Below are 10,003 nucleotides of genomic sequence, written 5' to 3' on the forward strand. Positions count from 1 at the left end.
CAGGACACCGCAAACCCGCATTCCCAATGTAAGAATTCTAATGAAGTAAGTTTTAAAGCATGTTTCGAATCACGGTTTGCTTTGGTGGTAGGTTGGAGTATAGGAGTATATTGGGTGGTAGGGGGATTAGGGTTGGTGATGATTTGATTAGGGATCTTAGGTTATTGGAGTTAATAAACGATATCCTAGGTAGGAACCAAGATGAATTCCTGAGGGAGCTTTACTTAGAGCCGTTAAGTAGTGAGGAGACTGCTGTGTTTAGGTTAATGGTCTTCCAAGACTTAATGATGGATGATACATACAGGGTGGTGGAGGAGTTCGTTGAGAGGATTAGGGAGAGTGAGAGGTTGCTTCAACTGAAGGAGGAGGCTTATGACCAGCATAGGGTTGGGCTGCACCTGGACGCGGCCTTAACGTACATTGATGCCGTGGAGTCGTTTTACAATGAACTAAGAACCATTGGGCCTAGGTCTGAGGGGCTTAGGCAATTCCTAAACTACCTCGAACAGGTGATTAACAGCCCATACTTCCGCTCAATGAAGGAGAGGGCTCGTGAGGCTCGTGAGGCTAGGGATAGGATTATCGTTAAGGTGAGGTTTGTGGAGGGCGGCATAAAGGTATCTAGGTATGATGGCGATGGTGAGGACTTAACGGCCTTAATTGAACGCACATTCTCAATATTCAGGGATGGCGGTAGTGAGGAGGTTAGGTGGGTTAAGTCAACGGGGGACTTGACGCACATACACGCCGCAATACTCGAGGGCGCCTTTCGCTTCTACAGGGAGGAGTATGAGACGCTTAGGAGGTTTATGGAGGATTTTCCCACGGTGATTGACGAGGGAGTGAGGAGCTTCGCTAGGGAGATGGAGTTCTACCTAGCTTACCTAAGGTACATGAGGAGGGTTATGGAGAGGGGGTACACGTTCTCAATACCATCCTTCACGAGGGATGGATCAATGCACGTAAAGGGCTTCTACAATCTACTACTGGTGAAAGCTGGTAAGGCGGTTGTAAGCAATGATATAGACACTGACGGGACCAGGAGGATCTTCGTAATCACCGGTATGAATAGTGGGGGTAAGACCACGTTCGCCATCTCCCTCGGGCAGCTGGCCTACTTATCCACATTGGGGTTACCCGTCCCGGCTGTTGAGGCTAGGTTACCATTCTTCACATCAATAATGACAGCCTTCCCCACCGAGGAGGATCCTAGGGAGAGCTTAAGTAGGCTTGAGCATGACGTGATCAGGGCGTTAAACATCATTAAGAGGGCCGATGACACCACACTTGTGATAGCTAATGAACTATTCTCCACTACGACGTCGGATGAGGGTTTTCAACTATCCAAGCTATTCCTCAGTGAATTAAGTAATAGGAGGTCGTACTGCCTCTTCATAACATTCATCCCTAAGGTGGCGTCACTGGAGTTCACCATAAGCCTTGTTGCCATGCCCTCCCCGGAGGATCCTGAGAAGCCGTCCTACAGGATAATCCCAGGGCCTCCACCAAGGGAGTACATGGCGGTTAGGATTGCTGCAAAGCACCAGTTGCTCTACGATGACTTAAGGAGGGTGGTTAAATGATTCAATTCGATCTATTGAGGGTTGAGGGTACGACCAGGATACCGACACCCGTAGCTGATGACATAAGGGTTGACCTGGAGTTGGACAAGATAATAGAGGTGGCGTCAAATGGCGATAAGCTCATTGCGGAAACGTGGCTTAACACCCTACTACTTAAGGATAGCTCTGAGGATGCGGTTAGGTATAGGCAGGAAGCCGTTAAGGACGCACTGGTCAATAGAAATGCGATTTTGAGCATGTACTCAATAGCCAGGGACACCCTTGAGAGGGTTAGGAGGGATGTGTTCATTTTCAGAAGGGACGACCCATCATCAATCACGAGAGAGACGGCAAGGGGCATAGGGATTTTAGTTGACGGTCTTAATAGCTTATTATCCATACTCAAATCCACGAACTTCTCATCAAAGGCTTTTAGAGACCTTGTGATATCGCTCACGGCAAATATTAATGAGAGCTTCATATCGAGTGCCAGATATATCGTGGGCATGTTCGATTATAATAAGGATATTGTGTTCTCCGTCAAGGTGGGCAGCTATAACTACCTAAGGGATCCAGTCCTGCTTGTTCCTAAGGATGAGGGTTCATTGTTCTCGAGACTCCTTAGCTTTGGGAAGGAGTACACGTACAGGCTTGACCCGAGGGATGAAGCTGGACCTCAGATACTCCATGACATAAGGAACTGGGTGCTCCTGAGGGCAGCCTCCATACTGTTGGATGCGTACAATAAAATGAGGAGGTTCTTTGAGGACTTAATGAAGCAGCTCTCCTTCTATGTAGGAGCCATAAACATGAGTGACTTCTTCACGAAGATGGGCTTACCACAGACCTATCCAGACATAAGTTCCGGTAGGTTCGCGTTCGAGGATCTGCACTGCCTATCCCTAGCCATATCGAGTTCGAGGAAGCCCGTACCATCCACACTAGAGGTTAATACGGACGGTGCCTTTGCCGTATTGATCACGGGTGCGAATAGGGGTGGGAAAACAACGTTCCTTAAAGCCGTAGGTCAAGCCATACTACTCGCCAGGGCTGGCTTATTCATCCCTGCCAAGTCATTCACGATACCCGCACCTGGCGCTGTCTACACGCACTTCCTTAGGGGTGAGGATAGGACTCTCTCGTACGGTAAGTTCGAGGAGGAGGTGAGGAGGTTTAGGGGCTTTGCGGGTTTACTGAGGAGGGGTGATTTCGTACTTATGGATGAGAGTTTCTCATCAACAAACCCTGTGGAGGCCTCAGTCGTTGCAGAAAACGTGGCCTCAGCCCTTGCTGACTCAGGTGTAAATGTGTTCTACGTTACGTTTCTCCAGGACTTCATATATAATTTCACGAGAAAGTATGGCGAAAGGGCTGTGTTACTTGTCCCAGAGAGGTTAAGTAATGGAGAGAGAACATTTAGGCTTGTGATGGGGACCTTACAGCCTGGTTTTGCGATGGATTTATGGACGAAGCTGTACCGTGAAACAATGAGCGGTAATAAATAACTACCTTTCACCTAGAAAAATAATCCGTAACGTAAGTTTTATAGACGTGCATTAAGTACTAGCATGGATGAGCGTAGTGACTAATGGATTGAGACTTAGGTGCCTGAGGTGCGGCTTTATTGGTTATGGGAATATGGGGCTTTGCCCTAGGTGTGGTTTTCCCTTGGTTACCGAACCCCGGGGACTGCTTAGGGTCGATAGGAGGGAACCAAGTATTTGGAGGTATGGTTCGGTGCTTAATCGTGGTGGTAGGGTGGTTACGTTGGGTGAGGGCTTTACTAGGGTTAGGAGGGTTGGTGGTGTCCTGGTTAAGGATGAGTCTAGGAACCCAACTGGGTCCTTCATGGATAGGGGTTCGGCAGTCTTCATTAGTAACGTGGGTGGGGGTGAGGTTAGGGTTGGTTTTGAGGAGGACTTTACATTATCGCTCGCTGTCTATGCCGGACTGGTGGGCGTTGGTGTTAGGGTTTACGTGAGTCCGGACACGGCTGGTGCGTATCAGGAGTTGCTTAGGTTGGCTATGATGAGTAATGTGACGATAGAGTTTAGGGATTCTGGTGGTGATGTTGATGTTGCCTATGGCCATCCCCTAATCCTGGATGGTGTCAAGACAATAGCCTATGAACTCTATGAGCAGGTTGGTGAGGTTGACGGCGTCGTCCTGCCCATGGAGAGGGGTTACCTAGCCCTGGCGATTTATGAGGGCTTTAGGGAGCTTCGTGAGTGGGGATTCATAGGCGAAATCCCCAGGTTCGTATTGGCTAAGCATAGGCTTGGTGATGTTAGTGAGGTTGGGGAGTGGCTTGTTAGTGTTGGTGCTAGGGTTGTGGATGTCGATGATGGGGATATCGTTAGGGCAATGATTGATCTCGCAAAGAGTGGACTTTATGTGAAGCCGATATCGGCAATGGCGTATGCAGCGGCTTCCTCACTGGGTGGGGACTACGTGGTTGTGGTGACGGGCACGGGCATCAAGGAGTATAGGGTTGGTAGGGGTTTCGCGGGTTTGACGAAGCTTCAGGAGGCCGTGCTCAAGGTCCTGGAGGGCTCCGGACCAATGACCGCCTACCAGGTTTGGGAGAGGTTGGGTGGTGTGGCGACGATTCAGGGGGTTTACAAGGCGCTGGGCTCGTTGGTTAGGAAGGGTTTGGTGGTCGATGATTATGAGGTTCACGGTAATAGGAAGGTTAAGGTCTTCCGCGCTTTATCGAATTATTAATAATTAAAAATAATTAAGAATATTTGAGAAATAGTTCGTGCAATCGCACGGATTTTTACGGTGAATAAAAATTATAAATACTTTACAAATAACAATTGGGCAGTTATGATGGTTGAGAAGTTACCGTCAACGTACGCATCGATACTCAACGCCCTAGTTGAGTTGTACATGGCGACCAAGCAGCCCATAAAGTCTAAGGATATAGCTGACAAGCTTGGTATTAATGAGGGTACCGTTAGGAACTCCATGGTTGCTCTAAGGGCCATGGGTTACATAGAGTCTAAGACGGGGCCCTATGGTGGGTACATACCGACGCAGAAGGCGCTCGAGTACGTTAAAATGCCTACAAACACAGTCTTTGCCCTGGACATAGCGCCAATAACAATCAACAAACTGCCTACAAACCTCTACGTGACCGGCATAGAGTTGCTGGATGTCATTAACCCATTCAGTAATAGGGCCCTTGTTAGGGTTATTGGTGACCTCAAGAATGTCAGGGTTGGGGATAACGTGAAGATCGGGCCTACGGCGAATAGTAGGGTGATTATTGAGGGTGTGATCACAGAGAAGAATGAGGGGCTTAGGGAGTTGGTTGTCTCCATAAATAAGTTGGTTGCAATACCCAAGGTTAAGGTTGAGGAGTTGATGAGTAAGAATGTGGTAACCATAAGGCAGGATGCACCGTTGAGGGAGGCGGCTAAGGTTTTCGCTGAGAGGAAGATTAGGGCGCTACCTGTCATTGATGATGAGGGTAGGATGGTGGGGTTGATAACGAGTAGTGAGGTTGCCAGGGCATTCCACGAGGGGAACCTGGACGCCAAGGTTAGGGATTACACGAGGAGGGATGTGCCCATGATAGATAAGGACAGTGACCTATACGATGCGATGAGGCTCATGATAGCCAACAGGATAGGTAGGCTCATTGTGGCTAGTAATGGTAAGCCCCTGGGCATAATAACGAGGACCGATGTGCTCAACTACCTGACATCACTCGATTAGTTGCGATAAAATTAACGCGCGGGAATTAAAAATAGCCCAAGATATCACGCCGAGATAGGCGTTATGCACAGAGGACAGTTATCCCTTGAGGAAAGGCCGTTATTGGTTTTCTACGAAACCACGAAGGCATGTCCACTGGCCTGTAGGCATTGCAGGGCTAATGCACTACTTAAGCCGCTACCCACGGAATTAAGTACTAGGGAGGCTATGAAATTCATTGAGGACCTAACCGACTTCGGTAAACCCTACCCCGTGCTGATACTGACTGGTGGTGATCCACTCATGAGAAGCGATATTATGGAGATTATGGATTACGCGAAATCCCTCGGCATACCCATCGCCCTCTCCCCCGCAGTATCAACGAAATTATTGAGCGATGATGTACTTAGGGAGATCAGGGGTAGGGTGTCCTCGGTGTCCATAAGCCTTGATGGGGCTAAACCCGAGACTCATAATTACATTAGGAGGACTGCGCTGGAGCCCATAAACGTGTTTGAGAAGACCCTCGAGGCATTTAGTAAGTTGAGGAGTTATGGTATTGAGTTCCAGGTCAATACTGCTGTCATGAAGTTGAACGTCCACGAATTACCACATATCTTCAAGATAGTCAAGGATGGCGGAGCCAATGCCTGGGAGGTCTTCTTCCTAATCCGCGTTGGTAGGGGTATGGAACTGGAGCCCCTGAGTCCCTGGGAGACGGAGGATGTGGTACAATTTCTCTATGACGCGTCACTGTACGGACTACAGATCAGGACTGTGGAGGCACCATTCTTTAGGAGAGTCATCATGCAGAGGAACTCTGGGGCTAGCTACGATGGTGGTAAGCTATACCAGGAGTTGGTTAATGGTCTTAGGGAATTGATGGAGGAACCACCCAGTAACGTTGGTAAGCCCAGGTTCACACCAACCAGGGATGGTTATGGGATAATATTCGTCGCGAGCGACGGCTCAATATACCCAAGCGGATTTCTGCCCCTAACCCTCGGCAACGTCAGGAAGGACAACATCGTAAAGGTCTATAGGGAACACCCAATGCTAAGGGCCATCAGGGAGGCCAGGTTCAACGGTAGGTGCGGGGTTTGTGAGTTTAGGGGCATCTGTGGTGGGTCTAGGGCTAGGGCATTCGCGGAGCTTGGTGACCCACTTGGCTCAGACCCGGCCTGTGTTTATGAACCTAGGGTTGGTGCCGCCCAGTGAGCCTCTGAAACCTATCCCCAGCACCATACCTACTCAACACCTCATTAATCCACTCCCACCTTAGGTTCCTCCTAACGCTATCCCTACTAAGGATTTCCCTAATGATGCCCACGTACCAGGGCTCCTCATTAACGACAACCGAGACCACCAAATCCTCAAGTGAGGCATAAGGCACACCACCAATGAGGATTGCGCGTGAGGCTAGGTTTGGGACTAGGGATTGTTCAATAACAATGGAGCTACCCAGCACCTCCTTAACAGGTTCTGCGGGGCCGTGCACCATGACATCGACAAAATCGGGTATGTCGGTAATACCCAACCTACCACCTATGACCTTCAATAGGCTTATTAAGCCGCAGGCGTGGTCTACATTCAACTCCACAAGCCTCCAATGAACACCACCGCAAATCCCAATCATGAAACCACCTTATTACATTCTGCCAAGATCTCCTCATCCCTAAAACCAAGGCTCCTTAGGATCCTTAATGGGCTCAGGTTCGAGAATAGCAAATCCCCTATCTCGAGATCAATAGCCGTTATCGACCCGGTGCCGATACGTATCTTATAGATGTTACTTAGTGGCAATCCTATTATCAGGGCGATCGCGGTTGCTATCGGGTGCCAATGACTAACAGCCACCACAGCCCTAGCCCCTAAGCCCCTAGCGTAGTTTATAAAATCGAGCATCCTCTCGGCAACGGACCCCATGCCCTCACCACCCGGTGGGCTGTGCATCACGGGATCCCTGAGGTAATTGCCAAAGGGTATCTCCTCTATTCTCCTCAACTCCCACTCACCCATATCTATCTCCCTCAATCTATGATCAACCTTGAAATCAGGATCTATACACCGGGCCGTTTGCCTAGCGCGTAGGAGCGGTGAGGAGAAAACAGGCCCCTTAACGCCCATCCTGCGGAGTAGAAATGCAGCCGCAGCAGCCTCCAGCCTACCCTTATCCGTCAATGGGTTGTCCTCGTAATTCCTCGAGTGGAGCATATTTAACGCATTGAGTTGGGATTCCCCATGCCTAACGAAGTATATTATCACGATTGACCAAGCCGTAGCCTAGGTATAATAGCATTATCTCATATACCTATGATAACCTCCTGCCATAACCTATCGAGAACCTTAACACTGCCATCACCCATCAACACGACATTGCTCTCAAGCCTAACACCAAACCTACCCTGCAGGTAAATGCCAGGCTCTATCGTGAACACACTACCCCTCAGCAATGGTTTATTATAGGATTGACCTATGAACGGCTCCTCATGGACCTCAAGCCCAATCCCATGGCCCGTCCTATGTATGAAGTAATCACCATAACCACCACTATTAATGACACCCCTAGCCACAGAATCAACGTAGGCGCCCGTGACACCCTCCCTAACAGCCCCTATAGCCTCATCATGAGCAGACTTAACAAGCCTATAAACCTCCCAAAAACCACTGGGTGTCTCGCCAATCACGAATGTCCGTGTCAGGTCACCGTAGTAGTCGTTGTACGTTGCCGTAACATCGACAACAACGATATCACCCCTATCAACCCTCCTTCTTGACGGCGTCCAATGCGGTATCGCAGAGTTCGGCCCTGACTGCACCAGGACGTCCCTGGGCTCGGCACCGGCATTACTAATTGCCTCGCCTATCACCCTGGCGATCTCAACCTCAGTCATTCCGGGCCTAATCGATTCGTGGGCAGCCCTAATGCCCTCCTCAATAGCCCTAACTGCACGCTCAATACTTCCCAACTCCTCCCCATCCTTGGAAATCCTCAATTGCGTAAACACATCATCCAGCGGTACATCCTCGAAATTACCGACCACTCTGCGCATTAACCATAGGTAACTCATGCTAGCCCTACTCTCAAAGCCAACCCTGCCAACCTTACCACACCCTCTGATGAATGAATCAACGGCTTTAATTGGGCCTTCATCATCACCATAAACAATGTATGGGATACCCGTAGCCCTAGCCTTACCCTCATCAAGCCTCGGCAATACCAATGAGTAGGACCCATTATTCGCACAAACTATCAACGCACCAAACCTCTCGAAAGTTTCTATGTACGAACCAACCAAGTACCTAAAATTAGGGCCTGGAGTTACGATCGCGAGATCCACACCCAACCCACCCAAAGCCGTCACGAACTTAACCAACCTACCACTCATTATGGTGTTAGGTCATAAGTGCTATTAATAAGTTGTCCCTGGTCTCTAGCATACCAAGTTTAACGGATACGGTACCCCGAAACATTGCAGGAATAATTCTGATAAACCATTATACACGAAAAAGAACAAAGGCTTAACTCCATTTGCCATAGCCAATCCAGACCATTAAGGATTCAACGGTGATTAACCGTAGGCTTAAGCCTACCTATTAAGTCAGTAGAGGCCGCTGTCTTCATGTAATCGGTACCCGTAGACTCATCATGCACATTAAGAGGGGCTCTTTAGGTATTAATTTTTGCTTCGCGGTGAGGCTAGGAGGGATTGCCGTATTAGAATGGCGAATGGTCTTACCGTTAATCCTGAGCCGAGGTTTGCTCTTTTCTATTGCCTTGTTGGGCCATACTGCGATGCCCTTCTCACGAATGCTTGAGGTTGCCTTAGGTGGCTTGGCGTTGGTGTCTCGTGCTTGCGTATTCGTGGGTTATGGGTATTGGGTATGCATGCGTCTTGGGTAATTTACGCAGTGGGTGTTGTGGTTTCACCTGATTACGACGTATCTATCTCCTACGAACTTGAGGAACTCACTCTCATCCTCCTCCGCTATTATGACCAAGTCAATTATTTCGGAGATTTCGTCGGGTAATCTCGCGTGTATTTCAAGCAGTAACCTGCTTACCTCATTCCTGTTCAATCCCCTAACGATTACGGCTAGGTCCAGGTCGCTCGCACCCGTTGCCCTACCCTTAATGACCGAGCTGAAGACTATGACCTCCCTAGCCCTCCGCAGTACCGTCTCGGCGATACTCCTCCAATTCCTCTCGAGGAACTCAATCCTCTCTAGCCCGAACACCACTCATCACCCCACACCTTCCTAACTAAGTCGATGACCTCCCTGGCCGTATTTAAACAAATCTCGGCATCCTCCCTACTAAGGCCGTAGGATAGGTACTGCCCCCTAGTCCTGGCGTTTTCCAAAAGAATCAACTCGCCCCTCCTTGACTTAACGAAGTTCTGTACCTCATCCTTTAGGGTTATGGAGGATAAAACGCCGAGGAGTCTCCTTATTTCGTGCGTTTCGGGAAACGAGTAGCCTTTTGCAAAGCACGTAATGCAGTTCACGCATTGCAGTTGTGATCAATAACGGATTTTTATGCCTACAGCCGGTATTTTGTGGATAATTCAGGTATCCACAACCTATGATTAAGGGTGATTGCGAGGGGATAATTGAGAGAACCAGTTGTTAAAATCGTGATTAGGTTATGATCGTGAACTCACGCGCTCAGGAGATTTACGCACGTATGGAAGGGTTGCTAAGGGGTTGGACTTCATAGGGTTTCATTATATTCCATA

The 10,003-nt window shown here is 49.0% G+C and carries 10 protein-coding genes; 5 read left to right on the top strand and 5 right to left on the bottom strand.

The window, feature by feature from the left end; translation table 11 throughout:
- Positions 1–92 precede the first annotated feature (92 nt).
- The 5 genes from B7L70_RS05415 (at position 93) to B7L70_RS05435 (ending at position 6,482) form a co-directional block, all read left to right on the top strand.
- On the top strand, positions 93–1,583 hold the full coding sequence (locus tag B7L70_RS05415) for a hypothetical protein (RefSeq protein ID WP_162009108.1): 1,491 nt from the start codon (positions 93–95) through the stop codon (positions 1,581–1,583).
- Complete coding sequence (locus tag B7L70_RS05420; protein ID WP_081226868.1) at positions 1,580–3,067, top strand: hypothetical protein; 1,488 nt, start codon at positions 1,580–1,582, stop codon at positions 3,065–3,067. The genes B7L70_RS05415 and B7L70_RS05420 overlap by 4 nt, the downstream gene beginning before the upstream one ends.
- Before the next feature lie 67 nt (positions 3,068–3,134).
- Complete coding sequence (locus tag B7L70_RS05425; RefSeq protein ID WP_081226869.1) at positions 3,135–4,286, top strand: pyridoxal-phosphate dependent enzyme; 1,152 nt, start codon at positions 3,135–3,137, stop codon at positions 4,284–4,286.
- Between the two features lie 105 nt (positions 4,287–4,391).
- Positions 4,392–5,285, top strand: coding sequence for a CBS domain-containing protein (locus tag B7L70_RS05430; RefSeq protein WP_081226870.1), 894 nt, complete (start codon positions 4,392–4,394; stop codon positions 5,283–5,285).
- Between the two features lie 63 nt (positions 5,286–5,348).
- Positions 5,349–6,482: a TIGR04053 family radical SAM/SPASM domain-containing protein gene (locus B7L70_RS05435; RefSeq protein ID WP_081226871.1), complete on the top strand. Its 1,134-nt coding sequence runs from the start codon at positions 5,349–5,351 to the stop codon at positions 6,480–6,482.
- Here the strand turns inward: B7L70_RS05435 and B7L70_RS05440 are convergent.
- The 5 genes from B7L70_RS05440 to B7L70_RS05460 all read right to left on the bottom strand — a co-directional run bounded on the left by B7L70_RS05440 (position 6,460) and on the right by B7L70_RS05460 (position 9,772).
- Positions 6,460–6,900 (bottom strand): hypothetical protein, encoded by a 441-nt coding sequence (locus B7L70_RS05440; RefSeq protein WP_081226872.1) that lies wholly within the window; start codon positions 6,898–6,900, stop codon positions 6,460–6,462. The genes B7L70_RS05435 and B7L70_RS05440 overlap by 23 nt on opposite strands.
- Positions 6,897–7,529: a histidine phosphatase family protein gene (locus tag B7L70_RS05445; protein WP_081226873.1), complete on the bottom strand. Its 633-nt coding sequence runs from the start codon at positions 7,527–7,529 to the stop codon at positions 6,897–6,899. Before B7L70_RS05445 ends, B7L70_RS05440 begins: the two co-directional genes overlap by 4 nt.
- 38 nt (positions 7,530–7,567) lie before the next feature.
- A complete protein-coding gene (locus tag B7L70_RS05450; RefSeq protein ID WP_081226874.1) occupies positions 7,568–8,653 on the bottom strand; it encodes a Xaa-Pro peptidase family protein in 1,086 nt (361 codons plus the stop codon).
- 538 nt (positions 8,654–9,191) lie between these two features.
- A complete protein-coding gene (locus B7L70_RS05455; RefSeq protein WP_202908693.1) occupies positions 9,192–9,503 on the bottom strand; it encodes a nucleotidyltransferase domain-containing protein in 312 nt (103 codons plus the stop codon).
- Entirely contained in the window at positions 9,491–9,772 is a 282-nt protein-coding gene (locus tag B7L70_RS05460; RefSeq protein WP_202908694.1) for a HEPN domain-containing protein, read from the bottom strand. The genes B7L70_RS05455 and B7L70_RS05460 overlap by 13 nt, the downstream gene beginning before the upstream one ends.
- Positions 9,773–10,003 lie beyond the last annotated feature (231 nt).

The organism is Vulcanisaeta sp. EB80 (assembly GCF_002078205.2).

What these genes read in the sequence shown, in the direction of transcription:
- B7L70_RS05420 (WP_081226868.1), top strand. Translation starts at nt 1,580, where the DNA reads ATGATTCAATTCGATCTATTGAGGGTTGAGGGTACGACCAGGATACCG.
- B7L70_RS05425 (WP_081226869.1), top strand. Translation starts at nt 3,135, where the DNA reads ATGAGCGTAGTGACTAATGGATTGAGACTTAGGTGCCTGAGGTGCGGC.
- B7L70_RS05430 (WP_081226870.1), top strand. Translation starts at nt 4,392, where the DNA reads ATGATGGTTGAGAAGTTACCGTCAACGTACGCATCGATACTCAACGCC.
- B7L70_RS05435 (WP_081226871.1), top strand. Translation starts at nt 5,349, where the DNA reads ATGCACAGAGGACAGTTATCCCTTGAGGAAAGGCCGTTATTGGTTTTC.
- B7L70_RS05440 (WP_081226872.1), bottom strand. Translation starts at nt 6,900, where the DNA reads ATGATTGGGATTTGCGGTGGTGTTCATTGGAGGCTTGTGGAGTTGAAT.
- B7L70_RS05450 (WP_081226874.1), bottom strand. Translation starts at nt 8,653, where the DNA reads ATGAGTGGTAGGTTGGTTAAGTTCGTGACGGCTTTGGGTGGGTTGGGT.